24 protein-coding genes are annotated in these 26,745 nt (G+C 72.9%); 6 read left to right on the top strand and 18 right to left on the bottom strand.

What is annotated here, in order from left to right; translation table 11 throughout:
• Positions 1 to 54 precede the first annotated feature (54 nt).
• Complete coding sequence (locus tag J4E96_RS07810) at positions 55 to 1,164, bottom strand: FAD-dependent oxidoreductase (RefSeq protein ID WP_227425191.1); 1,110 nt, start codon at positions 1,162 to 1,164, stop codon at positions 55 to 57.
• A gap of 67 nt (positions 1,165 to 1,231) precedes the next feature.
• Positions 1,232 to 2,575 (bottom strand): MFS transporter, encoded by a 1,344-nt coding sequence (locus tag J4E96_RS07805; RefSeq protein WP_227425190.1) that lies wholly within the window; start codon positions 2,573 to 2,575, stop codon positions 1,232 to 1,234.
• Positions 2,576 to 2,711: 136 nt separating this feature from the next.
• On the opposite strand from J4E96_RS07805, the gene J4E96_RS07800 reads away from it, so the two are divergent.
• Positions 2,712 to 2,957: a DUF7439 family protein gene (locus J4E96_RS07800; RefSeq protein WP_227425189.1), complete on the top strand. Its 246-nt coding sequence runs from the start codon at positions 2,712 to 2,714 to the stop codon at positions 2,955 to 2,957.
• A 9-nt stretch (positions 2,958 to 2,966) separates the two neighbouring features.
• On the opposite strand, the gene J4E96_RS07795 is transcribed toward J4E96_RS07800, so the two are convergent.
• From J4E96_RS07795 to J4E96_RS07765, 7 genes are all read right to left on the bottom strand, one after another.
• Positions 2,967 to 4,064, bottom strand: a complete 1,098-nt coding sequence (locus tag J4E96_RS07795) for an ice-binding family protein (protein ID WP_227425188.1) — start codon at positions 4,062 to 4,064, stop codon at positions 2,967 to 2,969.
• Positions 4,065 to 4,427: 363 nt separating this feature from the next.
• The gene (locus tag J4E96_RS07790) at positions 4,428 to 6,188 is read right to left on the bottom strand and encodes an ABC transporter ATP-binding protein (protein WP_227425187.1); all 1,761 of its coding nucleotides are present in this window, start codon (positions 6,186 to 6,188) and stop codon (positions 4,428 to 4,430) included.
• The gene (locus J4E96_RS07785) at positions 6,185 to 7,330 is read right to left on the bottom strand and encodes an ABC transporter permease (RefSeq protein WP_227425186.1); all 1,146 of its coding nucleotides are present in this window, start codon (positions 7,328 to 7,330) and stop codon (positions 6,185 to 6,187) included. Before J4E96_RS07785 ends, J4E96_RS07790 begins: the two co-directional genes overlap by 4 nt.
• Complete coding sequence (locus J4E96_RS07780) at positions 7,330 to 8,373, bottom strand: ABC transporter permease (RefSeq protein ID WP_227425185.1); 1,044 nt, start codon at positions 8,371 to 8,373, stop codon at positions 7,330 to 7,332. Before J4E96_RS07780 ends, J4E96_RS07785 begins: the two co-directional genes overlap by 1 nt.
• A gap of 104 nt (positions 8,374 to 8,477) precedes the next feature.
• Positions 8,478 to 10,097: an ABC transporter substrate-binding protein gene (locus tag J4E96_RS07775; protein WP_227425184.1), complete on the bottom strand. Its 1,620-nt coding sequence runs from the start codon at positions 10,095 to 10,097 to the stop codon at positions 8,478 to 8,480.
• Positions 10,098 to 10,288: 191 nt separating this feature from the next.
• Complete coding sequence (gene malQ / locus J4E96_RS07770) at positions 10,289 to 11,803, bottom strand: 4-alpha-glucanotransferase (RefSeq protein ID WP_227425183.1); 1,515 nt, start codon at positions 11,801 to 11,803, stop codon at positions 10,289 to 10,291.
• 33 nt (positions 11,804 to 11,836) lie between these two features.
• Complete coding sequence (locus J4E96_RS07765) at positions 11,837 to 12,862, bottom strand: NADP-dependent oxidoreductase (protein WP_227425182.1); 1,026 nt, start codon at positions 12,860 to 12,862, stop codon at positions 11,837 to 11,839.
• 103 nt (positions 12,863 to 12,965) lie between these two features.
• Between J4E96_RS07765 and J4E96_RS07760 the strand changes: the two genes are divergently transcribed.
• On the top strand, positions 12,966 to 13,550 hold the full coding sequence (locus J4E96_RS07760) for a TetR/AcrR family transcriptional regulator (RefSeq protein WP_227425181.1): 585 nt from the start codon (positions 12,966 to 12,968) through the stop codon (positions 13,548 to 13,550).
• Between the two features lie 25 nt (positions 13,551 to 13,575).
• Here the strand turns inward: J4E96_RS07760 and J4E96_RS07755 are convergent, their stop codons facing one another.
• The 5 genes from J4E96_RS07755 to J4E96_RS07735 all read right to left on the bottom strand — a co-directional run bounded on the left by J4E96_RS07755 (position 13,576) and on the right by J4E96_RS07735 (position 19,159).
• Positions 13,576 to 15,210: a histidine kinase N-terminal 7TM domain-containing diguanylate cyclase gene (locus tag J4E96_RS07755; protein ID WP_227425180.1), complete on the bottom strand. Its 1,635-nt coding sequence runs from the start codon at positions 15,208 to 15,210 to the stop codon at positions 13,576 to 13,578.
• Between the two features lie 118 nt (positions 15,211 to 15,328).
• Positions 15,329 to 16,984, bottom strand: a complete 1,656-nt coding sequence (locus J4E96_RS07750) for an ABC transporter permease (RefSeq protein WP_227425179.1) — start codon at positions 16,982 to 16,984, stop codon at positions 15,329 to 15,331.
• Positions 16,981 to 17,907, bottom strand: coding sequence for an ABC transporter ATP-binding protein (locus J4E96_RS07745; protein WP_227425178.1), 927 nt, complete (start codon positions 17,905 to 17,907; stop codon positions 16,981 to 16,983). The genes J4E96_RS07750 and J4E96_RS07745 overlap by 4 nt, the downstream gene beginning before the upstream one ends.
• A 55-nt stretch (positions 17,908 to 17,962) precedes the next feature.
• A complete protein-coding gene (locus J4E96_RS07740; protein WP_227425177.1) occupies positions 17,963 to 18,646 on the bottom strand; it encodes a TetR/AcrR family transcriptional regulator in 684 nt (227 codons plus the stop codon).
• A 63-nt stretch (positions 18,647 to 18,709) separates the two neighbouring features.
• Positions 18,710 to 19,159 carry a YdeI/OmpD-associated family protein gene (locus J4E96_RS07735; protein ID WP_227425176.1) on the bottom strand — a complete coding sequence of 150 codons (450 nt, stop codon included), beginning with the start codon at positions 19,157 to 19,159 and terminating at the stop codon, positions 18,710 to 18,712.
• A gap of 103 nt (positions 19,160 to 19,262) precedes the next feature.
• Between J4E96_RS07735 and recQ the strand changes: the two genes are divergently transcribed.
• The gene (gene recQ, locus J4E96_RS07730; RefSeq protein ID WP_406620454.1) at positions 19,263 to 21,269 is read left to right on the top strand and encodes a DNA helicase RecQ; all 2,007 of its coding nucleotides are present in this window, start codon (positions 19,263 to 19,265) and stop codon (positions 21,267 to 21,269) included.
• A gap of 46 nt (positions 21,270 to 21,315) precedes the next feature.
• Here recQ and J4E96_RS07725 read toward each other — a convergent pair whose 3' ends face one another.
• The 4 genes from J4E96_RS07725 to J4E96_RS07710 are packed head-to-tail and all read right to left on the bottom strand — an operon-like array spanning position 21,316 to position 23,526.
• Complete coding sequence (locus J4E96_RS07725) at positions 21,316 to 21,909, bottom strand: YdeI/OmpD-associated family protein (protein ID WP_227425175.1); 594 nt, start codon at positions 21,907 to 21,909, stop codon at positions 21,316 to 21,318.
• On the bottom strand, positions 21,906 to 22,199 hold the full coding sequence (locus tag J4E96_RS07720) for a DUF6510 family protein (RefSeq protein WP_227425174.1): 294 nt from the start codon (positions 22,197 to 22,199) through the stop codon (positions 21,906 to 21,908). Before J4E96_RS07720 ends, J4E96_RS07725 begins: the two co-directional genes overlap by 4 nt.
• Positions 22,196 to 22,927, bottom strand: coding sequence for a ferredoxin reductase (locus tag J4E96_RS07715; protein ID WP_227425173.1), 732 nt, complete (start codon positions 22,925 to 22,927; stop codon positions 22,196 to 22,198). The genes J4E96_RS07720 and J4E96_RS07715 overlap by 4 nt, the downstream gene beginning before the upstream one ends.
• The gene (locus tag J4E96_RS07710; protein ID WP_227425172.1) at positions 22,927 to 23,526 is read right to left on the bottom strand and encodes a molybdopterin-dependent oxidoreductase; all 600 of its coding nucleotides are present in this window, start codon (positions 23,524 to 23,526) and stop codon (positions 22,927 to 22,929) included. Before J4E96_RS07710 ends, J4E96_RS07715 begins: the two co-directional genes overlap by 1 nt.
• Positions 23,527 to 23,785: 259 nt before the next feature.
• Between J4E96_RS07710 and J4E96_RS07705 the strand changes: the two genes are divergently transcribed.
• From J4E96_RS07705 to J4E96_RS07695, 3 genes are all read left to right on the top strand, one after another.
• On the top strand, positions 23,786 to 24,556 hold the full coding sequence (locus tag J4E96_RS07705; RefSeq protein ID WP_227425171.1) for a VIT1/CCC1 transporter family protein: 771 nt from the start codon (positions 23,786 to 23,788) through the stop codon (positions 24,554 to 24,556).
• Between the two features lie 72 nt (positions 24,557 to 24,628).
• Positions 24,629 to 25,102 carry a DUF2231 domain-containing protein gene (locus J4E96_RS07700; RefSeq protein ID WP_227425170.1) on the top strand — a complete coding sequence of 158 codons (474 nt, stop codon included), beginning with the start codon at positions 24,629 to 24,631 and terminating at the stop codon, positions 25,100 to 25,102.
• Positions 25,103 to 25,247: 145 nt separating this feature from the next.
• Complete coding sequence (locus J4E96_RS07695; protein WP_227425169.1) at positions 25,248 to 26,732, top strand: cytochrome ubiquinol oxidase subunit I; 1,485 nt, start codon at positions 25,248 to 25,250, stop codon at positions 26,730 to 26,732.
• Positions 26,733 to 26,745 lie beyond the last annotated feature (13 nt).

Below are 26,745 nucleotides of genomic sequence, written 5' to 3'. Positions count from 1 at the left end.
GTAAGCGGAGTGAGGTAGGCGGAGTAAGTAGGCGGCGTGAGGTAGGCGGCTTCGCTAGCTGGCGGCGGGCCGGCCGAACAGCTCGGTCAGGACCCCCGTGTGCAGGTCGGCGCCCTTGAGCTCGCTGGTCTGCTCCGGCCCGAGGATGCGTCGCTCGCCGTCGTCGCCCACGAGCTGCGACCCGCCGCCGTCGGGGCCGAGCGGGAGCACGATGATCTCCGGCGCGGGCGCGTACGTCGCGGTCGGCTCGCGGCCTTCGATGAGCGCCCGGATGTTCGCGGCCGCCACCTCCGCGTGCGCGAGTGCGGCCGAGGCCCGCTTGGACTCGCGGATGGTCGTGACGTCGCCGATCGCGAAGACCGTGTCGAAGCCGACGACGGTGAGCGCCCCGGTCACCTCGAGCCCGCCGTCCCCGACGCGCGCGGCCGCGAGCTCCGGGCCGAGGTAGTCGAGCACGGGCAGGTTGCCGTGGCACCGGAACCAGACCTGGCCGGAGACCTCGCCACCCGCGCGGGTGTGCACCGTGAACTCGCCGGGCTCGCCGACGTCCTGCGGGGGGAGGTAGCCGAGCGGCGAGCCGAGCTCGAACACGACGCCGCGCGCCTCGAGCTGGGCGCGGATCGACGCGCGCAGCTCGGGCTGGTAGTCCCACGTGGTCAGGACGTCGTCGGCCTGGTCGACGATGGTGATCCCGAGATCGGGGTACGCGGCGCTCAGCTCGCCCGCGAGCTCGAGGCCGACCGGGCCGGCGCCGACCAGCAGCGCGCGGTCGGCGCCCGCGAGCACGCCGCGCAGCCGGGCCAGGCGGGCCCGCGCGAGGTGGGACTCGGACTCGATGAACTTCGCGGGGAAGGGGTAGGCGGTGCCCGTCGCGAGGACGAGGTAGTCGGCGTCGAGCGCTCCCGTCGCCGAGAGCTGGACGCGGTGCGGGCCGACGGCCTGCGCGTGCTCGTGCACGACGCGGCCGCGGGCGAGCAGGTGGTCGTACGGGAAGAAGACCCTGTCCTCCCAGGCCGGGTCCACCGCGGCGCGCAGCGCGCCCGTCGAGTGCACGAACGCGTCCTTCGGCTCGACCAGCGTCACGTCCGCGACGTCGTCGAGGAGCTTCGCGACCTTCGCCCCGCCGTACCCGCCGCCGACGACCACCACACTCTTGTCAGTCATGGGGGCAACTTTCGCACGGCCCGGGCCGATCCGGGCAACGCCGCTCGCGGGCGGGCGGCGCGGGCTCTCAGGGCCGGGTCGGGGGGACGGCCGCAGGCGCCCCGCCGAACGCCCGGTAGGGCCCGATCGACCGGCGGAGCATCACGAGCCCGAGCGCCCAGAGCGGGACCTGTACGAGCCACGCGAGCGCGAAGCCCGCGTCCGTGAACTGGTCCGGCGACCCCTGCCCCAGCAGGTCCAGCACGACGCCGATTGCGAGCACCGCCGTCAGCGACGACGTGAACCCGCCCGCGTTGACCATGCCGGTCGCGAGGCCCATCGACGCGAGCGGGTTGGTCGACCGGCAGATGTCGAAGCCGATCAGCGACGCCGGCCCGCCGGTCGCGAGCACCACCGCGAGCGCGAACAGTGCGGGCGTCGGCACGTCCCCCGGCCATGCGAGTACCACGCCCCACATGGCGACGTGCACCCCGACCAGGGTCACGATCAGGCGCAGGCGCAGGCCCGGGAACCGGCCGCTGAGCACGCCGAGGAACGGCCCGAAGACGACGCAGCCCAGCACGTAGGTCGTGAGCACCCCGAGCCCGACCGACGCGTCGACGTGCTCGGCCTTCGTCATGTACGCGAAGCCCCACAGCAGCGCGAACGTGTTGGCCGAGAACTGCATGGTGAAGTGCACCCAGAACCCCGTGCGCGTGCCCGGGTTGCGCCACGTGCGCAGCAGGAGGCCGCCGCGGTCCGGCGCCGAGCGGGCGGCGAGGTCGCCCGCTCGCCCGACCGCGCGGTCGAGCGCGGCGACCGCCAGGATCTGGTGGCTGCGCCCGTCCCGCACGGCGAGCAGCGCGAGCAGCCCGACCAGCAGGGTCAGCGAACCCGCGCCGAAGAACGCCGCCGTCCAGCCGCGCGTGTGCACGGCAGCGACGAGCGGGCCGAGGCTGAGCAGCTGGCCGAGCTGCCCGACGACGCCGGTGAGCTGGGTCACGAGGGCGACGTGCCGGCCCGGGAACCACGCCGGGACGAGCCGCACGACGGACAGGAAGATGAACGCGTCGCCCGACCCGACGAGCACCCGGGCGCCGATCGCGGCGGGCACTCCCCCGGCGAAGGCGATGGCGATCTGGCCGAGCCCGATGAGCAGCGAGCCGATCGCGATCGCCCGGCGCGGGCCGATCCGGTCGACGGTGGCGCCGGCGGGGATCTGCATGACGGCGTACACGCCGAGCTGCAGGACGGCGAAGAGCGACAGCACCGCGGCCGTCGCCTCGAACCGCACGGCGGCCTCGACGCCCGTCGCCGACAGCGACGAGCGGGCGAAGACGGCGAACACGTACGCGGCCAGCGCGGAGCCCCACACGACCAGGGCCCTGACGGTGATCCGGTCGATGGGGCTCGATCCGGAGGAAGTCGTCACACCCGATTGTCCCAGGCGCGCCGGGCCCGGCGGTCCACCCCGGGCCGGGCCGCGAGGTATCCAGCGCCCACGCCCGCGTCTCCTGTGGGGGAATCGACACCCGCCGGGGCCGACGCCGTCCCTGAGGAGGCATCTCATGCACAACCTTCTGGCACTCTTGCCGGCCGCGTGGCGGCCCTACGCCAAGGCGGTCGTCGCCGCCGTCGGCACCGTCCTCGCGACGATCAGCGTCGTCGTGCCGACGGTGCCGAGCTGGGTCACCGCCGTCGTGTCCGCCCTGACGACGCTCGGGGTGTTCGCGCAGACCAACACCCCGCTGCCGAGCCCGCCCGCCCCCGCGCAGCAGGCCGGGACCCACCCCACTGCGGTGGCCCCGGCCTGAGCCGATCGCCTACTCGGCGGGCAGGGTCACCGCGTTCTTCTGCAGCGTGGCGGCCGACTGCGCGAGCAGCCGACCGTTGATCGACGCCCCGGTCTTCATCGCGATCATCGTCTTCGAGAGGATCGTCCCCTCGAAGTGCGCCGTGGTCCCGAGGGTGGCCGAGCCCGCGGTCTGCCAGTAGACGTTGGCCGCGCGCGCGCCGCCCGCGAGCGTGACGTTCGTCGCGGAGGCCTGCTTGAGGTTTCCCGAGATCTGGAAGATCCAGACGTCGTCCGGGCCGCCCGTCAAGGTCACGTCGGAGGAGATCGAGACCCCGGTGTTCCACTTGTACAGACCCGGCTGAAGCGTCAGCCCGCCGATCTCGCCCGCGCCGAGGTTGAGGACGTCGGGCAGCGTGCGGCCCGCGGCGTCGACGTAGGCGGTCTCCATGTCGCTCACCGACGTCGTGAGGTAGGTCGCGTCCGTCGTCTTGCACGCCGGCCCGGCGGCGTCGACCGAGTAGATCAGGCCCGTCGCGACCTCGGGGCAGCTCAGACCGATCGCGGCCCCGGTGATGGGGCTCGCGCCGACGTTGCCGTTGACGACGGAGGCGTAGACGTTCGTCACGCCTGTCTTCGTCAGGATCGCGAACGTGCTGGCGCCACCGAGGTCGATCGGCGCCTCGGCCGTGTAGCCGACGGCGGCGGTCGTGAAGGTCCACGTCACTGGCTGGTCGAGGGCGACGCCGCGCGCGCTCTCGGCCGCCGTGCTGATGACCGCCGTGTAGGTTGTGCCGGGCTTGAGCTCGGCCGCGACGGGGGTCAGGGTCGCCTTCGTGAGCCCGGCGTTGAGCGCCACGGTCCCCGGGACGGACACCCCGGCGCTCGTCGCGAGCGTGAACGTCGTGCGGGTGCCGGCCGGGTCCGAGGCCAGCGTGAGCGGGTCCATCGGTTCGCTGAACGTCGCGCTAACCGCCGTCGCGGTCACGACGTTGTCGCCGCCGTTGTGGCGGGTCGGCGCGCTGAGCGAGCCGTCCCCCGGGCTCGTGCTGACGACCGACGGGCCGGCCGCCGCCGCGCCGGCGGTGAGCGAGGCCGCGACGAGGACGATCACGGGAAGCGCGAGCACCCCGCGAGACCGTCTTGAACCGAAGAATGTGCGCGCCGCGCCGGGCGAGTTCCTGAGCCTCATGGTGGCCTTCCAGCCGAGCAGGCGGCGTGGCTTGCCCGCGCGCGGTTCGCGCCCGGGACGTCGCCTGACCTGCTACGACTATCCAAGCCGTGCGGCGAATTCATTGTCAAATTGCTTATGACTGAAGTCAGAAATAGGCTATTTCTGCTCACGGAATATGGATGTAATTGGGGCGAGTTCTCGTGATTTATGCCGCGTGCACGGTCCACACCCGCGGGGCGCAGAGCCGAGCGCTCGCACCCGCCCGGCGGCGGTCCGGCCGGGCGAGACCTCGAGCAAGGGCGAGACCTCGAGCGCGGGCTAGACTCCGAGCGCCTCGGGGCGTAGCGCCGCCGCCTCGGCCGCCAGCGCGGCGCGCGCGATCCGGCGCTCGCGCTGTTCGGCCGGGTCGGGCACCGGGACCGCCGCGAGCAGCGCGCGCGTGTACGCGTGCGCCGGCGCTTTGAGCACCGCGGCCGTCGTACCGACCTCGACGAGCTGGCCGGCGCGCATCACCGCGACGTCGTGGGCGACCAGGTCGATCACCGCGAGGTCGTGGCTGATGAACAGGCACGCGAAGCCCATCTCGACCTGGAGCTGCTGGAACAGCGCGAGCACGGTCGCCTGGACCGAGACGTCGAGCGCGCTCGTCGGCTCGTCGGCGATGAGCAGGTCCGGGCCGAGCACGAGCGCTCGGGCCAGGCTGACCCGCTGCCGCTGGCCGCCCGAGAGCTCGTGCGGGAACCGGCGCGCATAGGACGCCGGCAGCTCGACGGCCTCGAGCAGCTCCGCGACCTTCGCGCGCCGCGACGCCTCGGAGCCGATCTTGTGCACCGAGAGCGGCTCGGAGATGCACGCGCCGACGCTGGCCCGCGGGTTGAGCGACGCGGCGGGGTCCTGGAAGACGAAGCCGAACCGGCGCCGCAGCGCCCGCAGGGCCTGCGGCGATGCGGTGAGCAGGTCGGTCCCGAACACCTCGATGCCGCCGCTCGTGGCGGGCGCGAGCCCGACGGTGGCCCGGCCGACGGTGGTCTTGCCCGAGCCGGACTCGCCGACGAGCCCGAGCACCGCGCCGGGGGCGATCGCGAACGAGACACCGTCGACGGCGAGCACCTTGGGGCTGCCGAGCCGGCCCGGAAACTCCACCACGAGGTCGCGGACCACGAGCGCCGGGACTGGCGCTCCGGCCCCAGACACAGCGGCCCCAGACACAGCGGCGCCGGTGTCCCTGGCGCCGGGTGCGACGGGCACCGCCGACGTCGTCGACGCGCCGCTCGAGCGCCCCTGCCCGAGGTGGGGCACGGCCGCCAGGAGCCGGCGCGTGTACGGGTGCGCCGGCGCCGCGAAGAGCTGGGCCACGGGCGCCTGCTCGACGATCTCGCCGCGGTACATGACCACGACGCGGTCGGCGAGGTCCGCGACGACCCCCATGTTGTGGGTGATCAGCACGATCGCGGTGCCGAGGCGGTCGCGCAGGTCGCGCAACAGCTCGAGGATCGCCGCCTGGACGGTGACGTCGAGCGCCGTCGTCGGCTCGTCGGCGACGATCACCTCGGGATCGCAGGCGATCGCGATGGCGATCATGACGCGCTGCTTCTGCCCGCCCGAGAGCTGGTGCGGGTAGGAGTGCACGCGGGCGGCGGGATCGGGGATGCCGACGAGCTCGAGGAGCTCGATCGCGCGCGCCTTGGCGGCCCGGCGGGACAGGCTGCGGTGGGTGCGGATCGCCTGGACGACCTGCCAGCCGACGGTGCGCACCGGGTCGAGCGCGGTCGAGGCCTCCTGGAAGATCATCGCGACGCGGTCGCCGCGGACCTTGCGCATCGCCTCGCCGCGCAGGGCCGTGAGCTCGACCCCGCCGAGCGTCGCGGAGCCCTCGACGGTCGCGGTGTCGGGGAGCAGGCCGAGCAGGGCCCGCGAGCTCACGGACTTCCCCGAGCCCGACTCCCCCACCACGGCGACGATCTCGCCCGGAGCGACGCGGAAGCTGATCTCGCGCACCGCCCGGACGGGGCCGGCGTCGGACCGGAAGCTCACGCTGAGCCGATTGATGTCCAGCACGGGCACGGTCGGGGCGGTCATCGTCCCGCCTCCTTATCGTCGGTAGTCGCCGGTGGCGTCTCGCCGGCTGACGCCGGCCCATCGGTCGGCACCGGCTCGTCCGTCGGCACAGGCCCATCCGTCGGCGCAGGCTCGAGCGTCGGCACCGGCTCGTCGGCCGACGCCGGCAGGCCGACGGCGAGCGCGACCTCGGCCTCGTCGGCCGTCGTGGTCGCCCCGCCGCGCGTGCGCAGCATCGGGTTGAGCACGTCGTTGAGGCTCTCGCCGACCAAGGTGACGCCCGCGACGACGATCACGATCGCGAGCCCCGGGAACACCCCGGTCCACCAGATGCCGTTGGTGGCGTCGGCGAGCGCCTTGTTGAGGTCGTAGCCCCACTCGGCGGCGGACGACGGCTCGATGCCGAACCCGAGGAAGCCCAGGCCCGCGAGCGTGAGGATCGCCTCGGAGGCGTTGAGCGTGCCCAGCACGGGGATGGTCTGGGAGACGTTGGGCAGCACGTGCCGGAACATGATCCGCCGCGGCTTCGCGCCCGTGATCCGCGCGGCGTCGACGAACGGGGAGTTCTTGACGGACACGGTCTGGTTGCGCACGACCCGGAAGTACTGCGGGACGTAGACGACCGTGATCGACAGCGCGGCCGCGAGGATGCCCCCCATGGGGGTCGACCGCCCGCCCGTGATCATGATCGAGACGACGATCGCGAGCAGCAGCGACGGGAACGCGTAGAGCGCGTCGGTGACGAGCACGAGGGTGCGGTCCAGCCAGCCCCCGACGTAGCCCGACACGACGCCGAGCGGGACGCCGACGACCAGCGAGATCGCGACCGCGAGGACGATGACCGTCAGCGCCGTGCGGGCACCGAAGATGACCCGCGAGAGCACGTCGAGCCCGCCGACGGTGGTGCCGAGCCAGTGCGCGGCCGACGGCGGCTGCTGCGTGCCGAACACGACGCCGTCGGCCCGGTCGGCGTTGAAGCCGTACGGGGCGAGCACGGGCGCGAACACGGCGACGACGACGAACACCGCGATCACGGCGAGCCCGGCGACGAGCATCCCGCGCTGGAGGCCGTGCGTGGAGCGCAGCAGCGCGACGCCGGGGAACCCCCGGCGCGGCGGCGGCGGGGTCAGCCCCGCGGTCTCGGTGGCGATGATGGCGCTCATCAGTACCTCACTCTCGGGTCGACGAGCGCGTTGATGACGTCGATCAGGAAGCTCGAGACCGCGACGACGACGGCGATCGCCGTGACGATGCCCTGCACGGCCACGAAGTCGCGGGCGAGCAGGTACTTCGACAGCGTGTAGCCCAGGCCCTGCCACTCGAACGTCGTCTCGGTGAGGATCGCCCCGCCGAGCATCATCGCGATCTGCATCCCCATGACCGTGACGACCGGAACGAGCGCGTTGCGGAAGGCGTGCTGCCGGACGACGCGCCGCTCGGAGACGCCGCGGGCGCGGGCCGCCGTGACGTAGTCGGTGCGCATCGTCTCGAGCAGGTTGATCCGGATGAGCCGGATGAAGACGCCGGCCGTGAGCAGCCCCAGGGCCACCGCGGGCAGCACCGCGTGCTTGAGCACGTCAAGGATGAAGCCGGGGTCGCCGTACAGGATCGCGTCGACGATCATGATGTTCGTCTTCGGGGTCACGTTGTTGAGCGCGATCTCCGCCGTCGGCGAGGCGCGGCCCGAGGACGGCAGCCAGCCGAGGGTCGCGGAGAACAGCAGCTTGAGCAGCAGGCCGACGAAGAACACCGGGGCCGCGTACACGAGCACCGCGAAGATGCGGATGCTCACGTCGGGCAGCCGGTCGCGGTACCGGGCCGCGATGCGGCCGAGCGGGACGCCGACGGCGAAGGCCACGAGCAGCGCCCAGGCGACGAGCTCCAGCGTGGCCGCGCCGTTCGTGACGAGCACCTCGCTGATCGCGCGGTGGTCGGTCAGCGCGGTGCCGAAGTCGCCCCGGACCAGGCCGCTGAGGTAGTCCCAGTACTGCGCGAGGATCGGGCGGTCGAAGCCGGCCTCGGCCTTGCGCTCGGCGAGGTCGGCGGCGGACAGCCGGCCGCCCTGGGAGGCCGTGATCGGGTCACCGATGACCCGCATGAAGAAGAAGACGACCGTCACGAGGATGAGCACGGTCGGGACGATCAGGGCGAGCCGCACCAGGAGGTACCTGACCAGGGGGCTGCGAGGAAGAACTGTGACTGCCATGGTGTCCGTTCATCGAGCCGGGCTCGCCGGGCGCGAGGACGCGCCCGGCGACGTGCGGCGTGCGGGGGCCGGCCGATCGGCTCGGCCCCCGCACGGGTGGCGCGTCAGCTCTTGCTGAGGACGGCGTACCGGAACTGGAAGGACGAGTTGAGGGTGTCCTCGACGCCCAGCACCCCGTCCCGCGCGACGGCGGTCTGCGAGCCCTGCAGCAGGGGCACGGTCGACAGGTACTTCGTCGCCATCTCGGTCTGGATCTGCACGAGCGTCGCGGCCCGCGTCTCGGGGTTGGGATCGGTGCGCTCGGAGGCGAGCAGCGCGCTGATCTCGGCGTTCTCGAAGTGGTTGCCGAGGAAGTTGCCCGCGTCGAAGAACGGCGTCAGGTAGTTGTCGGCGTCCGAGAAGTCCGGGAACCAGCCGAGCTGGTAGGCCGGGTACGCGTCCGCCGTGCGCTCCTCGGCGTACGTGACCCACTCGGTCGACGCGAGGTCGACCGTGAACAGGCCGGTCGCCTCGAGCTGGCGCTTGACGGCGGCGTACTCCTGGTCGGAGCTCGGGCCGTAGTGGTCCGGGTTGTACTGCAGCGCGAGCGTCACCGGGGTGGTGACCCCGGCGTCGGCGAGCAGCGCGGTCGCGGCGTCGACGTCGGGCGTCGTGCCGTAGATGTCCTTGAACGGCGTGGCCGCACCCGGCAGGCCCTCGGGCACGTAGGAGTACAGGGGCGTGTAGGTGTCCTTGTAGACCTGCGTTGCGATCTCCTGGCGGTCGAGCGAGTACGCGAACGCCTTGCGGATCGCGAGCTTCTGGTCGGCCGTGTCGCCCGGCATGGTCTCGAGGTTGAAGACCACGTAGCGGATCTCGCCACCGGGGCCGCTGACGACGTTGACGCCGTCCGTGCCCTCGAGGCTCTCGATGTCGGTCGGGGTCAGGCTGCGTGTCGCGACGTCGATCGCGCCGCTCGCGATGTCGAGCTTGAGGTTGTTCGAGTCGGCGTAGTACTTGAGCGTCACGCCGTCGTTCTTGACCTCGCCCTGGACGCCCGCATAGTCGGCGTTCTTGGTCAGCTCGACGAGCTCGTTCTTCTTGTAGGACGAGATCGTGTACGGCCCGGCGAACGCCTCGGCCTCGACGATCGCGTCGTCGTCGAGAAGCGCGTCGGCCGGGAACGACTTCTCGTCCACGATCGGACCGGCGGGCGAGGCGAGCACCTGCGGGAACGTCTGGTCGTTCGCGCTCTTGAGGGTGAAGGCCACCGTCGTGTCGTCGACGGCCTCGACGGACTCGAGGTTCGTCAGCAGCGACGCCGGGCCGTTCGGGTCGTTGATCGTGATCTGGCGGTCGAAGCTGTACTTGACCGTCGAGGCGTTGATCGGGTTCCCGTTGGCGAACGTCTGATCCGCCTTGAGGACGCAGGTGTAGACCGTCTCGGTCGTGTACTCGCAGCTCTCGGCGGCGTCCGGGGCCAGCTCGGCCCCGCCCGGCTCGAAGCTCATGAGGAAGGGGTACACCTGGGTCTCGATGTTGAAGGAGCCGTTGTCGTAGGAGCCGGCCGGGTCGATCGCGGTCACCTTGTCGGTCGTGCCGACGAGGATCGTCGCGCCGGCGGAACCCTCGGTGTCGCTCGAGGCGGCGTCGTCGGTGCGGCCCGCGCCGCAGGCGGTCAACGTGAGTGTCGCCGCGATGGCGGCCGCCAGTGTGCCCAGGCCGCGATTTGTGCTCTTCTTCACAAAAGGTCCTCTCAAGTCGCATCGCCCAACACACGGCGACGGACGCCGCGTAGGGGCGTCATCGGGGCAGTCTGACACCCGCGTGTTACTTGCAAGTAACGAACCCGACCCCGAACGGCCACGACGTCTTCACTTCACATCGCAAGATCCCCCGCCTCAGCATGTGGACACGGGTCCGCGCGAGCCGCGCGTTAGCGCTCGGCGACCCGCCCGTACTGCGCGGCGAGGCGCCGGACCGAGCCGGCCAGCTCGGGGCTTAGGCCGGTGGGCGGCATCCGCCACGACCAGTTGCCGACGAAGGTCGACGGGTCGTTCATCCGGGCCTGGTCGTCCAGGACGAGCAGGTCCTGGATCGGGACGACCGCGACGCCGGCGCGCGAGCCGAGCGTCGCCTCGATGAGCGACCAGACGACCCGGCCGACGTCGGCGTCCGGCTCGAACTGGTAGTACCGCGCGACGTCGCGGCGCAGGCCGTCCGGCAGCCCGGCCCACCAGCCCGCGACGGTCTCGTTGTCGTGCGTGCCCGTGTAGGCGATGCAGTGCTCGGTGAACATGTGCGGCTGGTGCGGGTTGTCAGGCGTCCCGTCGAACCCGAACTGCAGGATGCGCATGCCGAACAGCCCGTTGTCGTCCCGGAGCCGGTACACGTCGTCGTCGAGCGTGCCGAGGTCCTCGGCGACGAAGGGCAGCGTCGGGAACTCCTCGCGCAGCCGGTCGATGAACGCCTGGCCGGGCCCGGCCACCCAGCGCCCGCCGCGCGCGTCGGCGGCGTCGGCGGGGACCTCCCAGTACGCGGCCAGCGCCCGGAAGTGGTCGATGCGCACGACGTCGGTCAGCTCGATGCAGCGCCGCAGGCGCTCGACCCACCACCCGAAACCGTCCCGCTCCATGACGTCCCAGCGGTACAGGGGGTTGCCCCAGAGCTGGCCGGTCTCGCTGAAGTAGTCCGGCGGCACGCCCGACTGGGCGACCAGGCCGCCGCCGGCGTCGAGCTGGAACTGCTCGGAGTGCAGCCAGACGTCGGCGGAGTCGTGGTTGACGTATATCGGCAGGTCGCCGAGCACCTGGATGCCCTGTCGGTTCGCGTAGGCCTTGAGCGCGGCCCACTGCAGGTCGACGAAGAAGAGCACGGCCTCCCAGCTCGCGATGCGGGCGCCGAGCTGCCGGGCCGACGCGAGCACGGCGCCGCGGTCGCGCGTGCGCAGGGGCGCGGGCCACGACCACCAGGGCGCGTCGTCGAACTGCTCCTTGAGCGCGAAGAAGTGCGCGGTGTCGGACAGCCAGGCCTGCTCGCGCCGGAACTGCAGGAACGCCGGCCACCACCGGTGCTCCGGGTTGGCCAGGAACGCCGCCGCGGCCGCGAGCAGCTGCGGCCGCTTGGTGCGGGGCAGGTCGGCGAACGGCACGCGCGCATCGACGAGCTCCGCGTGCAGGTCGGGCTCGTCCAGCAGGCCGGCCGCCTGGAGGTGGTCGAGGTCGATCAGCCAGGGGTTGCCAGCGAAGGTCGAGTAGCTGAAGTAGGGCGAGTCGTACTGCCCGTTGCGGGTCAGCGGCAGGATCTGCCAGATCGACGCGCCGGTGCTCGCGAGCCAGTCCACGAACTCGTAGGCCTGCGCGCCGAGCGTGCCGACGTCCTCGTGCCCGAAGAGGCTGGACGGGTGGAGCAGGACTCCGAACTGGCGGTCGGTGAACGGGGAGCTCGTCATGGCCCCATCCTGACAGGGCCCCGCCCCGGCCTGTTACGTCGCCGGCAGCGTGCGGACGACCATCTTGCCGGTGTTCTCGCCGCGCATCAGGCCGAGGAACGCCTCCACGGCGTGGTCGATCCCGTCCACGACGGTCTCGTCGAAGACCACGGCGTCGGCCGCGAGCCATGCGCCCATCTCCGCGGCGAACGCCGGGTAGTGCTGCAGGTAGTTGCCGACCGTGAAACCCTTGATCGTCAGGCCGCGCGTGACGACGTTGCTCAGGTTCCGCGGGCCGACCGGGGCCGCGCTCTCGTTGTACTGGGAGATCGCGCCGCACGCCGCGACCCGGCCGCCGGGGTTGGCCATCTCGAGGGCCGCCTCGAGGTGCTCGCCGCCGACGTTGTCGAAGTAGACGTCGACGCCCTCGGGCGCCGCCGCCGCGAGCTGTTCGGCGATGGCGCCGTCGCGGTAGTTGAACGCCGCGTCGAAGCCGTACCGGCTCGTCAGGAGCTCGACCTTCGCGGCCGACCCCGCCGAGCCGACGACCCGCCCCGCGCCCTTGAGCCGCGCGATCTGGCCGACCATCGAGCCGACGGCCCCCGCCGCGCCGGAGACGAACACCGTGTCGCCCGGCGTGAGGTGGGCGATCTCGAGCAGCCCGACGTACGCGGTGAACGCCGTCATGCCCAGGACGCCGAGGTTCGCCGAGAGTGGCACACCTGCCAGCTCGGGCACCACGCGGAAGCCCGCGGCGTCGCCCTGCGCGACGTCGCGCCAGCCCAGCTGGTGCACGACGACGTCGCCCACCGCGACGGCGTCGGCCCGCGACGCGACGACGCGGCCCACGGCTCCCCCGCCCATCGTCGCGCCGAGCGAGTACGGCGGCGCGTAGGACTTGACGTCGTTCATCCGCCCGCGCATGTACGGGTCGACCGAGATGAACTCGTTCGCCACCCGGACCTCGTTGGGCCCGAGCTCGCCGAGCTCGATGCGGGCGAGGCGGAAGTCCGCGGGAACCGGCCAACCGGCCGGACGCGCGACGAGCTGGACCTGGGTGCTGACGACGGACGAGGTCATGCGGGCAACTCCTGGCGTTGGTGATTGTGAACCGGTCGTTTCACTATATGCTGGATCTTCGGCGGTCCGCGCACCGCACCGCGCGGCAGGAGGGGTGGCAGACATGGGCCGGACCGCGACGTTCGAGTCGGCGCAGGCCGTGCGCGCCGCGCGCGACCTGTTCTGGGACCGCGGCTTCGAGGCCGCGTCGATCGCGGACCTCGAACGGGCGACGGGCCTGAACCGGTCCAGCCTCTACCACGCGTTCGGCAGCAAGCGCGGGCTCTTCGACGCCGCCGTCGCCGACTACCTCGAGACCGTCGTCCGCCCCCGCCTGCTCGTGCTGCGCGACGGCGCCGGCACGAGCGGCCTGCTGGCCTACGTCGACGGGCTCCGCCTCGCGATCGAGACCCTGCCCGCCGACTCCCCCCGGCGCGGTTGCCTGCTCGTCAACTGCGCCGCCGGGCTGGCGGGCCACGACGATGCCGCCCGCGCCGTCGTCGACGCCTACCGAGCCGAGCTCACCGCGGCGCTCCGGCAGGCGCTCGCCGCGGCGTCGGACGACGACGACGACGCGCGGCTGGGCGCGCACGCGCGGACGCTCGCGGCGGCATCGATGAGCGCGATGCTGCTCGCTCGGGTCAACCCGGGCGCCGCGGCGGCGGTCTTGGGCGACGCGCGCGAGCAGATTCTCGCCTGGTCGCGCTGAGCGGGCGGTCAACTGGCGGGCTGCGTCAGTCGTCGGGCTGCGTCATTTCGTCGGGCTGCGTCATTTCGTCGGGCTCCGTCGGCTCATACAGGCGCACGACGTTGCGGCCGGCCGCCTTGGCCGCGTACATCGCCATGTCGGCGGCGTGGAACAGGTCGTTCATGCTCGCGCCGGAGTCCGGGTACGTCGCGACGCCGGCGCTGAGCGTGCACCGGATCGTGCGGTCCTCGACCGTGACTCCCTGCTGCTCGCAGCGGCGCCGGAGCTCCTCGGCGAAGGCGAGACCGTCCGCCGTCCCCGTGCCGGGCAGCGCCACGAAGAACTCCTCGCCGCCCCAGCGCGCGACCAGCGCGCCGGCCGGCGCCTGCTCGCGCAGGCGCTGGGCGATCGCGATCAGCACGCGGTCGCCCGCCAGGTGCCCGAACTCGTCGTTGATCGACTTGAACCGGTCGATGTCGACGAGCGTCACGACCACGCACGAGCCCTCGACGCGGGCCGTCTCGAGCATCCCGGCGAACCGCTCGACGAGGTAGCGCCGGTTGTGCAGCCCGGTCAGCGGGTCTCGGCTGGCGAGCTGGACGAGGTCGGCGCGCAGGCGATCGATCGTCTCGACCTGCCGGACGAGCTGGTCGTTCGCCTCCGACAGCCGGCGGGTCTGCGCGTTGGCCTCCGTGACGTTGCGCGCGACGAGGACACTGCCGAGCTCGCGCGAGCGGCGGTCGACGAGCGGCGACGAGCGCACGTGGAACTCCGCGCGGGTCCCGCCGGGCAGGTCCACCACCACCTGCCGATGGCGGCCGTCAAGCGCCAAGCTCGTCCCGAACAGCTCGCGGACGGTGCTCCCGACCAGGTCGGCCTGCGACCGGACGGTGAGCCCGAGGGCGAGCTCGGCCGCGGCGGGGTTGAGGTCCAGCACCCGCCCGGTCGGGCTGACGACGATGATCGCGTCACCGATCTGGTCGATGATCAGGGTGCGTGCGACCGGCGAGAACGAGAACCGGTCCTGCCGGAAGATGAGGTAGGTCATCACGGTCCCGGTCGCCGCGAACCCGAACAGGGTCGGGTCGATGGAATCGCCGAAGCCACCGGCGAGGAAGACGCCGTTCACGAGGACGGGGATCAGGGCGGCCCCCAGCAGCGCGAGGCGCTGCGGTCGGAAGACGGGCTGGGCGCGCCACCAGCTCCACCCGATCAGGGCGAAGCCGACCGCCATCGAGGTGTAGCCGAACCAGCTGTCCAGCCAAAAGACCGGTCCGTACGCCCACCCGGCCGGGTCCGCGACCTCGGCGGCGCCCGGCCCGGAGTAGACGAGCTCGTGCCACGGGTTGGTCAGGCCGGCGACGGAGATCAGGACCGGCTCGATGAGGAGCGCCAGCACGAGGGTCCGCGGCGGCGTCCACTGCGGCCACATGATCGCCAGGCCAAGCACCACGAAGGCGGCCGACATCACGCTCGGCCCGGGGAAGGTGGCGATCGTCGCGACGGCCGCGACCGTGGATCCGGTCAGCTGCGTCAGCGCGAGGGCGACCGACCACCAGCACGAGCCGATCATGACGAAGGTGAGGCTGATCGCGACCGTCCGGCTGTCGGCGCGGCGAACCCAGGACACGGCCGCGAGCGCCGCGAACACCACGGCGGTCACCAGATAGGCGATTCCCACCGACTCCCTCGGCACCGTTCGTCACCTCCGGCTCGTTCGACCGCCGGGGGGGGATCCGGTCGTGGAGGTCGGAAGCCCCATCGACCGGTTGCGGGCGGACCTGAGGAGTTGTGCCCGTTCACGCCCTCAGGTCACGGCGCCGTAGCGCGGCCGCGGCGCCGGTGACCAGAGCGGCGACGACGGCGCACATCAGGACCAGCGGCAGCGCGTCGAACGGCTCGCTCGGCACGAGGGGGACGAGCCCGAACGGCGCCGCGTCGATCGCCCCGGCGGGCAGGTTGAACAGTGGTCCGTAGACCCCCACCACGATCGACGCCACGAGCAGCGCCCACACCGCCCACCCCCCGGAGCGCAGCCCGAAGGCCAGGGCCGCGAGTGCCCCGAAGCACAGCACGATCGGGAGGTACGCGAGGCTCGCGCCGGCGAGCTGCCAGGTCAGGTCCGGGTCGCCCACCGACGCGGCGGCACCGAGGCCAAGACACATCCCCGCCACGACCAGCAGCAGGGCGCACGCGGCGGCGGTCACCGTGAGGGCGCCGGCGAACCAGGCGGTCCGGCTGACCGCCGTCGCCAGGAGTGCGCCCACGCGGCCCTCGTCCTCCTCGCGCCGCAGCCGGTTCACCGCGGTCACTGCGTACGCGGCGACGGCCATCGCGAAGAAGCTCAGGAACGCGGCGAGCGTCGCGCTCAGCACGTCCGCCGAGCCGCCCGCGCCGAACACCTCGGCGAGCTGCGGCTGGTCCGCGAAGCTGTCGACGATGCCCTGCCCCAGCGAGCCGGTCAGAGCCGCGAAGATGCCGATCCCGACGGCCCAGCCGCCCACGACGGCACGCTCCATCCGCGCGCTCACGCCGATCGGGCTCCCGAGCGCGCGCGAGGCCTGCGCCCGGCCGCGGCGCGCCGGAACGAGCCCGGCGCCGAGGTCGCGCCGGCCCGCGAGCGCGAACGCGACGACGCCCGCGGCGGCCGCGAGGGCCATGCACAGCGCGAGCGGCCACCAGCGCAGGTCGACGAAGGCCCGGGTCTGCTGCGCCCAACCGATCGGCGACAGCCACGACAGGGTCGACCCACCCGGGCCGGCGGCGTCCCCGATGCCGCGCAGCACGTACGCGAGCCCGAGCGCCGCACCCGCGAGCCCGGACGCGGCGCGCGAGTGCTCGGCCAGCTGCGCGGTCACCGCGGCGACCGCCCCGAACGCCAGGCCCACGAGCGCGACCCCCAGGGCGACGGCGAGCGAGTCGGTCGCCGCGAAGCCGCTGCCCGCGAGCGCGGCGAAAAGCGCGGCCGCCACGACGACGTCGGCGACCACCATCGTCGCCAGCGCCGCCGTCAGCGGCGCGAAGCGACCGACGACGCCCGCGCGGATCAGCTCCGCTCGGCCGGTCTCCTCCTCCGCCCGGGTGTGGCGAACGACGAGGGAGGCCGACGTGAGTGCCGCCGCGACGGCCAGCAACCCGAGCAGCTCGTTCGACACCATCGCGCCGAACGTGTACGCGTCAAGCCCGTACCCCGGCCCCGCCATGAACGCGCCGGCGGGTTCCCGCATGATCGCCGCGCGGGCCTGGAGCATCCCGGGTTCGGGGTAGGCCGCGGGGATCGCGGCCGCGAAGTAGGCGATCAGGCCGCTGAGCGCGAGCGCCCAGACCGCGATGCGGGTCCGGTCCCGGCGCAGCGCGAACCGAGTCAGCCTGCCAGCGGCGACGAACGCGTCCGACCGCGCGGCGCGCGACGGGGCACCGAGAACAGGGACGGGCGAGCGGTCGAGGGCCGTCACCGCGCGGCCCCCGTGGCCGTCGCGGCGGCATCCGCGCCGTACTGATGGACGAAGAGCTCCTCGAGCGTCGGCGGGGCGACCACGAGCGAGCCGATCCCCGCCGGCACAAGCACCCCAAGAACGGCGGGCAGCGCGCCGTCGTCGACCGTGAAGCGCAGCCGGTCCCCGTCGCGCACCACCCCGTAGACGCCACCGAGGGCGCCGACCGCGCCGGCGTCCGCGCCGCTGCGCACCGTGACGGTGCTGCGGGTGAGGTGCCGCAGCTCGGCGAGCGTGCCGCTGCGCGCTGCGCGGCCCGCGCGGATGATCGTGACGCGGTCGCACAGCTTCTCGACCTCCGCGAGGAGGTGGCTCGACAGCAGCACGGTGGTGCCGGTCGCGGCGACCTCGGCGATGACCTGCTGGAACGTGAGCTCCATGAGCGGGTCCAGCCCCGACGTGGGCTCGTCCAGCACGAGCAGCTCGACGTCGCTCGCCAGCGCCGCGACGAGCGCGACCTTCTGCCGGTTGCCCTTGGAGTACGTGCGCGTCTTCTTCGTCGGATCGAGCTCGAACCGCTCCAGCAGCTCCGTCGTGCGGCGGCGGTCGACCCCGCCGCGCAGGCTCGTGAACAGGTCGATCGTCTCGCCGCCGGTCAGCTTCGGCCAGAGGGTGACGTCGCCGGGGACGTACGCGAGCCGCCGGTGCAGGGCGACGGCGCCGTGCCACGGGTCGGCGCCGAACAGGCGAACCGTCCCCGCGTCGGCGCGCAGCAGCCCGAGCAGCACGCGGATCGTCGTCGACTTCCCGGCCCCGTTCGGCCCGAGGAAGCCGTGCACCTGCCCCGGCAGCACGGCGAGGTCGAGGCCGTCGAGCGCCGGAGCGGACCCGAAGGACTTGCGGAGCTGGCGGACATCGATCACGGGCGACGGTACGGAAGACACGGGACAACCCTTTCAGGAGGTGGTGCGTGAGCGGGCCGGCGGGGCGCGGGCCCGGTCACCCCGGTGCGCGCACGTCGGGCTCGGACGGCTCGCGCTGATACAGCAGGTACGCATCGAGCATCCGGGTGTCGGTCAAGAGCCCCTCGGTGTACAGCTCGAGCGTCGGCACGGCCGTCCGGTCCAGGTACGCGTGCAGCACGCCGACGAGGTCGGACGGGTCGTCCGGCGGGTTGAGGGTGAGATCGAGCAGCAGGGCGCCGAAGCCCTGCACGGTCAGGTATCGCGCGCGCGCCTGCTCGTCCCGACTCGGCCGCATCACCCCGGCCGCGACGGCGTCGGCCATGTACGCCTGCGCATCAGCAGCGAACTGGTCGATGAAGCTGCGCGCGAGGTCACCCCCCGACTGCAGGCTGCGCAGCGCGTAGCCGAGCAGCGGCGCCGACTCGTCCATCGAGGCGAGCGCGAGCAGCACGGCGCCCATGTCCCCCGACCGGAGCGTCGTCGACTTGACCTCGCGGATCGACGCGAGCACGTGCTCGTCGCAGGCCGCGCGCAGCCCGTCCTTCGACCCGAAGTGGTGCAGGATCAGTGCGGCGCTCACCCCGGCGTCCTGGGCGATCGAGCGCACGCCGACGCCGAATCCCGCCACCGCGAACCGCTGGATCGCCGCGTCGCGGATCCGGGCGCGCGCGGTGAGGTCGCCGGCCGGCGCGGCCCCCACAGTCTCGGCTGAACGCATGCTCAGCATCCTAAACACTCGTTCAGCCCGCTGCAAACGGGGCTGACCGAGGGGCGCCGGAACCTAGCGCGCGCGCCCCTCGGCGAGCATCTCGACCGACTTCGCGACCCGCCGCCGACGCGTCTCGTCCGTCTTCGCGCCCTCGACCTGGAGCACGTGCCAGGACCGGTTGCTGCGCGAGAGGCCGTCGAACGTGCGCCGAGCCGCCGGCTCGGCGTCGAGCGCCGCCGCGAGGTCGGCGGGCACCTCCACCGTGCGCTCGCTCACGTCCAGCTCGAGGTCGACGTCGATCTCGTCGCCGCCGGCGACGCCGGCCGCCGCGCGGTGCTGCGCGCTCAGGCTGACGAGGTAGGCGCCGTCGCGCACGGCGACGGTCCCGCGATAGGTGTAGCCGTTCACGGTCACCGTGACCGGTGGCTTGCGGCCGGCGCCGAGCGCCTGCACCACCTCAGGCGGGACCTCGATCCCGGTCGTGTTCCCGCCGGTGCGCTGCACGATCGTGTGAAATCGCATGTCGGTCCCCTCGTCGTCGCCACCGGTCCGGGCACCCCCACCCTGGCAGCCGGGGCGCCGCCGGGCCAGGTTCGGGCCGGGACTGTCGCCGCCGGCTCGTAGGCTGTGGCGCGTGACTGACCGGTGGCCTGCGCTCGACGACGAACCGCCGTACGACCCTGACTACGACGGGCCACCCGATGTCGAGGACGACGCTCCCCCGGTCGCCCCCCGGACCCAGGCTGCGCCGAGCCGCGCGCCACGTACCTCGTCGGCGCACATCAGGCGAGCGCCGACCTCGTCGGCACCCACGCGCACGTCGCTCGAGGTGCTCGCGCAGGTCTTCGGCTACGACGCGTTCCGGGGCGATCAGGCCGAGATCATCGAGACGGTCGTCGCGGGCGGCGACGCCCTCGTGCTCATGCCCACCGGCGGCGGCAAGTCGTTGTGCTACCAGATCCCGGCGCTCGTGCGGCCCGGCACCGGCGTCGTCATCTCCCCGCTCATCGCGCTCATGCAGGACCAGGTCGACGCGCTGTCGACCCTCGGCGTGCGCGCCGGCTTCCTCAACTCCACCCAGGACGGCCTCGAGCGCCGCCGGGTCGAGGCGGCTTTCCTGGCGGGCGAGCTGGACCTGCTGTATCTCGCGCCCGAGCGCCTGCGGGTGCCGTCCACGCTCGACCTCCTCGACCGCGGCGAGATCGCCCTGTTCGCGATCGACGAGGCGCACTGCGTCGCACAGTGGGGCCACGACTTCCGGCCCGACTACCTGCGGCTCGCGGTGCTGCACGAGCACTGGCCGGCCGTGCCGCGGATCGCCCTGACGGCGACCGCGACGGAGGCGACCCACGCCGAGATCGCCGAGCGGCTGCAGCTGCGCGACGCCCGCCACTTCGTCGCGAGCTTCGACCGCCCGAACATCCAGTACCGCATCGTCGCCAAGGACAACCCCCGGGCGCAGCTGCTTGAGCTGCTGCGCGCCGAGCACCCCGGCGACGCCGGCATCGTCTACTGCCTCTCGCGCGCGTCGGTCGAGCAGACCGCGCGCTACCTGTCCGACCACCAGATCCCGGCGCTGCCGTACCACGCGGGCCTCGACTCCCGGGTCCGGGCCGCGAACCAGGCGCGCTTCCTGCGCGAGGACGGCCTCGTCATGGTGGCGACCATCGCGTTCGGGATGGGCATCGACAAGCCCGACGTGCGGTTCGTCGCGCACCTGGACCTGCCGAAGTCCGTGGAGGGCTACTACCAGGAGACGGGCCGCGCGGGCCGCGACGGCCTGCCCGCGACGGCGTGGCTCGCGTACGGGCTCCAGGATGTGGTCCAGCAGCGCCGGATGATCGACACCTCCGACGGGGACGCGGCCCACCGCCGGCGCCTCGGCGCGCACCTCGACGCGATGCTGGCGCTCTGCGAGACCGTCGAGTGCCGCCGCGTCCAGCTGCTCGCGTACTTCCGGCAGTCGAGCCTGCCGTGCGGCAACTGCGACACCTGCCTCGCGCCGCCGCAGACGTGGGACGGCACGATCCCCGCCCAGAAGCTGCTGTCCACGGTCGCACGCCTCGACCGCGAGCGCGACCAGCGGTACGGCGCGGGCCACCTGGTCGACATCCTGCTCGGCAAGCCGACGCCCCGCATCACCCAGCTCCAGCACGCCTCGCTGAGCGTGTTCGGGATCGGCACGGAGCTGTCCGACACCGAGTGGCGGGGAGTCGCGCGGCAGCTGCTCGCGCAGGGGCTGCTCGCGGTCGACGCCGACGGCTACGGGACGCTGCGCCTGACGGAGGAGTCCGCCGGGGTGCTGCGCGGCACCCGGTCGGTGCTGCTGCGGCGGGAGGCGCCGCGGCCGGCGCGGGCCGCCCGCACCCGGACCGCCCGGGGCGCCGCCGCCGCGGCTGCGGCCGACCTCGACCCGGCCGCGACCGCGGTGTTCGAACGGCTGCGCGTCTGGCGCGCGGCGACCGCGAAGGAGCAGGGCGTGCCCGCGTACGTCGTGTTCCACGACGCGACCCTGCGCGAGATCGCGTCGCGGGTGCCCACCACACTCGACGAGCTCGGCACCGTCAGCGGGGTCGGCGTCGCCAAGCGCGAGAAGTACGGCCCCGGCGTCCTCGAGGCGCTCGGCGCCTGAGAGCCTGCGTGAGCGCCGCGGTCGGCGAGAGGTCGGCAAGAGCCGCCTACGCCGTCGGCCGCGGCTTCTGCTGGTGCGCCCGCTCGCCGCGCGCCGCGGCCGCGGCGGTCTCCTCGATGCGCCGCTCGCGGGTCGGGGGGCGCTTGGCCTGCATGATCCACTCGAGGATGCCGCGCCGGGCCGACCGCGGGAACGCGTCCCAGTGCTCAGCTGCCCCCGGGCGCGCCGCGAACGCCGCCGCGAGGTCCGCCGGCACCACGAGATCCTCAACCTCGTCCAGAAGCACCCAGGCGCCGTTCGCTTTCGCGACCTCGACGGCCCGGCGCCCCGCCGCCGCCATCCGGCCCTCTTCCTCGAGCCTCGCGACGCGCACCTTGTTGGGCCGGGACCACGCGCTGCCCGGCCGCCGCGGCGAGAACCACAGCATGGTGCGGTCGTCGTCGAGCCGCGCACCCAGGCTGTCGACCCAGCCGAACGCGAGCGCCTCGGTGACGGCCTCGTCGTAGCCGGGCGCCGGCCGGCCCGTGTGCTTCTTCCAGGTGACCAGCCAGGCGCCCGGGCTCGTCGCGTGGTTGGCGGCCAGCCAGTCCCGCCAGGCCTGCGCGGACTCGACCTCGACCCGGACCCGGTCGTCCGTCACGGGGCGAGCGGGATGCGCAGGCTGGTCGCGCCGGTGAGGTCGAGCCACGCGCAGTCCGGCCCGCGCACGATCCGCAGCACGACCTCCTCGCAGCCCGGGCAGCGGGCGACGAGCCCGGGCGCCTGGGCGTACACCAGCAGGCCCGCGACCGGGCCGATCTGGCCGCAGTGCGCACACCGGCCGGCGGCGACCGTGACGTCGACGGCGAAGAGCTCGCGCAGCGGGCCGGCGAGCGCGTTGCCGTCGAGCCGGCTCTGCTCCTGCGCGGCAGCGCCGAGGTGGTCTGTCATGTCGCTCCTCCGGTGGGTCCGAAACGCTCCGTCTTGACTCGACGCGGGTCGTGGCCGAGCTCGACGAGGAGGTCCGCCGCGCGTTCGACGAAGCCCGTCGGGCCGCAGACGAAGCAGCTCGGCTCCGCCGCGGCCGGCCAGCCGCCGTCCGCCACGTCGGCGGCTGCGAGCCGCGCGGGTGCGCGCGCGAACCCGGGCGGCGCACTCCGGGTGTACACGAACGCGGCCTCGAGCCCGCGGTCGACCGGCGGGGCCTGGAGCAGCTCGCCCGGGTAGAAGACCTCGGCGGGTTCGCGCACGGAGTAGATCAGGCGAAAGGGCGTCTGCCGGCCCCGCCGCGCGCGGATCATCGCCATCAGCGGCACGATCCCCGCGCCGCCGGCGACGAGCAGCACCGGCCCGGGGTCGGCGGGCCGCCACACGAACCAGGCCCCGGCGGGCCCGCGCAGCTCGACGGCGTCGCCCACGGCGAACCCGTCGGTCAGGTACGCCGAGACCTCACCGCCCCGGACGCGCTGGACGGTCAGCTCGATGCGGTCGCCGGCGGCCGGCGCGGCGAGCGAGTAGCTGCGCACCGCCTGGTACCCGTCGGGCGCCGTCAGGCGCAGGTCGACGTGCTGCCCCGCCAGGTGCCCGGGCCAGCCCGCGACCTCGAGCACCAGGGTCTGCGCCGTCGCGGTCTCCGCGCGGCGCGCGAGAAGGGTCGCCGTGCGCCAGGTGAGCCGCACTAGTCGCCCTGGTACCGCTGCTCGCGCCACGGGTCGCCGTAGTCGTGGTACCCCACGCTCTCCCAGAACCCCGGCTCGTCCGCGGGCATCAGCGTGATGCCCCGCACCCACTTCGCCGACTTCCACAAGTACAGGCGCGGCACGAGCAGCCGGGCCGGTCCGCCGTGCGCCGGGTCCAGGTCGTCCCCCTCGAACTCGTAGGCGATCCAGGCCTTGCCGTCGAGCAGGTCCTCGAGCGGCACGTTCGTCGTGTACCCGCCGTAGGAGTGCACCATCGTCCAGTCGGCCGCCGTGTCGACCCCCTCGAACAGCACGTCGAGCGACACCCCGCGCCACGACGTCGCCAGCTTCGACCAGCGCGTGACGCAGTGCAGGTCGACGGTGGGCGTCTGCGCGGGCAGCGCCATGAGCTCGGCCCAGGTCCACCGGGTGGCGGCGCCGACCTCGGTGGTGATCACGAACTCCCACTGATCGAGCGGCACACGAGGGGTCGGCCCGGCCGACAGGACCGGGAAGTCCTCGGTGAGGTACTGCCCGGGCGGCAGCGCGACGTCCGTCGCCCGCTCGGGCCGACGAAATCCGGGGGTGAACAGGCCCATCGCACACTCCTGCCGTCGCGAGGTCCGGTCGAGCCGGCTCAGCTCGACCGTAGTTGCCCCCGGGCCCCGGCGGAAGTACCGGGCGCGGGTGCGCACCGGCGCACTCGATCGCACACGCCCCGCCGAGCTCGCCGTCGAAATCCCCGTCGAACTCCCCCGTTGAAACAAAGGTAAGGAAATCCTTACAATACAAACGACCCGGGTCAGCGCAGGCTTTCCTTGCTAGAATGTTCGGGCATTTCTCCCTAGGCTCGTTGCTATGACCACCGCAGCATTCCGCAGCCCCCACACGAGCGCTGCCGCCCGCCGCGCCGCGCCGCGGCCGCCCGCCGCGGCGAAGCCGGGCCCGAGCCACGCGGCGAAGCTCAACTGGCTGCGCGCCGGCGTGCTCGGCGCCAACGACGGCATCATCTCGACCGCGGGCCTCGTGGTCGGCGTCGCGGGTGCGACCACCGCGCTGGGCCCGATCCTCACCGCGGGCATCGCCGGCCTGGTCGCCGGGGCCGTCTCGATGGCGCTGGGCGAGTACGTCTCGGTGAGCAGCCAGCGCGACGCCGAGCGCGCGCTGATCGCCCGGGAGCGGGTCCGGCTCGCGCAGGACCCCGAGGCCGAGCTCGCCCAGCTCGCGGGGATCTACCGGGACAAGGGCGCGTCGGCCGCCACGGCGCTCGCCGTCGCTTCCGAGCTCACCGCGCACGACCCGATCGCGGCCCACCTCGACGCCCAGCTGCGGCTCGACCCGGACGACCTGACCAATCCCAGCCACGCCGCTCTCTCGTCGGGACTATCATTCACCGCTGGTGCCGTCCTTCCCATTCTCGCGGTCGTGCTCACCCCCGCCGCGATCCGCATTCCGGTGACCTTTGTCGCGGTCATTCTTGCCCTCGCCGTCGCCGGCGGCGCGAGCGCCGCGCTCGGCAGCTCCGGCCACATGCGCGCCGTCGCGCGCCTCGTCCTGGGTGGCGCGGCCGCGATGGTCGTGACCTACGGCGTCGGCAGTCTGCTCGGGAGCACCGGACTCGGGATCTGACTCCCGCACACTCGCCCTGGGCGCCCACCGTCCCGCTGGCCCTCGCTCTATCTCATCCCGCTGGGAGCTCCCATGTTCGACACCATCGCCGGTCTGCCACTGCACCCCCTCGTCATCCATGCCACCGAGGTGATCGTCCCCGCGGCGGCGCTCGCCGTCGCGCTCGCCGCCCTCTGGCCGCGATTTCGCCGCTGGGCCGGGCTCCTGCCGCTCGGGCTCGCGCTCGCGGCACTCGTGCTCGTGCCCGTCTCGGAGCAGTCCGGCGAGGCCCTGGAGGAGCGGGTGGGTGAGTCGGCCCTGATCGAGGCGCACGCGCAGCTCGCCGAGGGCCTGCTGCCCTGGGTCGTCGGTCTCGTCGCCGTCGCCGCGCTGCTCGGGTGGTGGTTCCGGGGCGAACGTGCGGCACGCGCCGCGCGCGTGCCGCGCTGGGTCGCCGTCGCCCTCGCGGTCGCGGCCGTGCTCGCCAGCACGGGGACGACCGTGCAGGCCGTGCGCATCGGCCACAGCGGCGCGACCGCCGTCTGGTCCCAGGACACCGCCAAGTAAAGAGCGAGCCAAGTATTGGCCACGTCCAGGGACCTTGGTCCTGGGGGGTCCGGAGTGGCCCACTGCTAAATTTTGCCCGTACAGCGCTGCTGGTCGAGGCCAGGGACATCGCTGCGGCTAACCCCGTGCATCGAAGGGCAGTTCAGTGGAAGCTCTTGACCTGGCTCGTTGGCAGTTCGGCATCACGACCGTCTACCACTTCGTGCTCGTCCCGCTGACGATCGGCCTCGCGCCGCTCGTCGCGATCATGCACACCGCGTGGGTGCGCACGGGGAACGAACGCTGGCTCAAGCTCACCAAGTTCTTCGGGAAGCTCCTGCTGATCAACTTCGCGCTCGGCGTGGCGACCGGCATCGTGCAGGAGTTCCAGTTCGGCATGAACTGGTCCGAGTACTCCCGCTTCGTCGGCGACATCTTCGGCGCGCCGCTCGCGATCGAGGCCCTCGCCGCGTTCTTCCTCGAGTCCACCTTCCTCGGCCTGTGGATCTTCGGGTGGGACCGCCTGCCCAAGAAGATGCACCTCGCGTGCATCTGGCTCGTCGCGATCGGCAGCACGGTCTCTGCGTACTGGATCCTGGCCGCCAACTCGTGGATGCAGCACCCCGTCGGGGCGATCTACAACGAGGAGACCGGCCGGGCGGAGCTCGACGGCGTCGGCGGCTTCTTCGAGGTCATCACGAACAACACGCTCATCGCGGCGTTCTCGCACACCATCTCGTCCTCGTTCCTCGTCGCGGGCACCTTCGTCGCGGCGATCTGCGGCTGGTGGCTCGTGCGCGCGCACCGCGCCGGGCGCACCGACGAGGCACGGTCGATCTGGCGCTCGGGCGCGTACGTCGGCCTGATCACGATGGTGCTGGCGGGCGGCGCCGTCGGCATCACGGGCGACTACCAGGGCAAGCTGATGTACCAGCAGCAGCCGATGAAGATGTCGGCCGCCGAGGCCCTGTGCGAGGGCGAGGAGGGTGCGGCGTTCTCGCTGCTCACGATCGGCGACCTGTCGAACGACTGCGCGGGCGTGCGGCACCTCATCCAGATCCCCGGGCTGACGTCGTACCTAGGCACAGGCAGCTTCAGCGGCGAGGAGAGCTACCTGCCCGGCGTCGACCAGCTGCAGGCGGAGGCGAGCGAGAAGTACGCCGACCAGTACGGCACCGACCAGAACTACACCCCGAACCTGTTCGTCACGTACTGGAGCTTCCGGCTCATGATCGGCCTCGCCGGCTTCTCGGCCGCCCTCGCGGTCGCTGGCCTGTGGCTGCTGCGCAAGGGCCGGGTCACCGACAGCCGGTGGTTCGCGCGACTGTGCCTGGTCGCGATCCCGATGCCGTTCCTCGCCTCGTCCTTCGGCTGGATCTTCACCGAGATGGGCCGCCAGCCGTGGGTCGTGCACCCGAACCCGGCCAACCCCGTCGACCAGGTCTGGCTGCTCACCGAGCAGGGCGTCTCGACCGTCGTGTCCCCGTGGTCCGTGCTGACCTCGATGATCGCGTTCACGCTGCTGTACGCCGGCCTCGCCGTCGTGTGGTTCTTCCTCATGCGGCGCTACGTCCGCGAGGGCGTCGAACCGCCCAAGCCCGCGACCGACGACGGCGTCGGCCCCGAAGCCACCCTCTCGTTCGCCTACTGAGTCACTGGAGCCG

Origin of the sequence: Pengzhenrongella sicca, assembly GCF_017569225.1 — a bacterium.
GTDB lineage: Bacteria > Actinomycetota > Actinomycetes > Actinomycetales > Cellulomonadaceae > Pengzhenrongella > Pengzhenrongella sicca.
Note: the sequence above shows the minus strand (reverse complement) of the source record. Positions and strands in the feature narration are given on the sequence as shown.

Coding starts and splice junctions, on each gene's coding strand:
- J4E96_RS07810 (WP_227425191.1), bottom strand. CDS start 1,164: ATGACTGACAAGAGTGTGGTGGTCGTCGGCGGCGGGTACGGCGGGGCG.
- J4E96_RS07705 (WP_227425171.1), top strand. CDS start 23,786: ATGACCACCGCAGCATTCCGCAGCCCCCACACGAGCGCTGCCGCCCGC.
- J4E96_RS07765 (WP_227425182.1), bottom strand. CDS start 12,862: ATGACCTCGTCCGTCGTCAGCACCCAGGTCCAGCTCGTCGCGCGTCCG.
- J4E96_RS07800 (WP_227425189.1), top strand. CDS start 2,712: ATGCACAACCTTCTGGCACTCTTGCCGGCCGCGTGGCGGCCCTACGCC.
- malQ (WP_227425183.1), bottom strand. CDS start 11,803: ATGACGAGCTCCCCGTTCACCGACCGCCAGTTCGGAGTCCTGCTCCAC.
- J4E96_RS07710 (WP_227425172.1), bottom strand. CDS start 23,526: ATGGGCCTGTTCACCCCCGGATTTCGTCGGCCCGAGCGGGCGACGGAC.
- J4E96_RS07700 (WP_227425170.1), top strand. CDS start 24,629: ATGTTCGACACCATCGCCGGTCTGCCACTGCACCCCCTCGTCATCCAT.
- J4E96_RS07780 (WP_227425185.1), bottom strand. CDS start 8,373: ATGGCAGTCACAGTTCTTCCTCGCAGCCCCCTGGTCAGGTACCTCCTG.
- J4E96_RS07760 (WP_227425181.1), top strand. CDS start 12,966: ATGGGCCGGACCGCGACGTTCGAGTCGGCGCAGGCCGTGCGCGCCGCG.
- J4E96_RS07790 (WP_227425187.1), bottom strand. CDS start 6,188: ATGACCGCCCCGACCGTGCCCGTGCTGGACATCAATCGGCTCAGCGTG.
- J4E96_RS07720 (WP_227425174.1), bottom strand. CDS start 22,199: ATGACAGACCACCTCGGCGCTGCCGCGCAGGAGCAGAGCCGGCTCGAC.
- J4E96_RS07785 (WP_227425186.1), bottom strand. CDS start 7,330: ATGAGCGCCATCATCGCCACCGAGACCGCGGGGCTGACCCCGCCGCCG.
- J4E96_RS07740 (WP_227425177.1), bottom strand. CDS start 18,646: ATGCGTTCAGCCGAGACTGTGGGGGCCGCGCCGGCCGGCGACCTCACC.
- J4E96_RS07735 (WP_227425176.1), bottom strand. CDS start 19,159: ATGCGATTTCACACGATCGTGCAGCGCACCGGCGGGAACACGACCGGG.